The 410-nt window shown below is 48.0% G+C and carries 1 protein-coding gene; it reads left to right on the top strand.

Translation table 11 applies throughout. The features are described from left to right. The coding region (locus O0V13_RS21535; protein WP_268037078.1) for a transposase at positions 1 to 410 on the top strand (410 nt) is incomplete at both ends.

Here is a 410-nt window from a genome sequence, read left to right as displayed (position 1 = left end):
CTTCAGCTCAGTACCCATGGTCGGTTCGTGGTCAACTATTCCCTGCACCCCAATCCCAATGACACCTTGACCCTGAAGCCCCATCTACAGCAGTACCATCAGCATTACGGATTCTACCCTTCCTGTTGTACCGCAGATGCAGGATACGGAAGTGAAGAGAACTATTGCTTTCTGGAGGAAAACCGAATCGAAGCTTACGTCAAGTATAATACCTTCCATAAAGAACTCAGTGAGGAATCCAGATCAAAGAAAGTCCATGGCTTGCTGGAAAACCTGTATTACGATCCACAGAAAGATCACTACATCTGTCCGATGGGACAAGCGATGGAACCCAGTGGGGAAAGCACCGGAAAAACCTCGACCGGTTTTGTCCAGCAGTACCGGCACTATGTAGCCAAAAATTGTCTGAG

This window comes from Algoriphagus sp. PAP.12, from assembly GCF_026652115.1.
In the GTDB taxonomy this organism is placed as follows: domain Bacteria; phylum Bacteroidota; class Bacteroidia; order Cytophagales; family Cyclobacteriaceae; genus Algoriphagus.
Note: the sequence above shows the minus strand (reverse complement) of the source record. Positions and strands in the feature narration are given on the sequence as shown.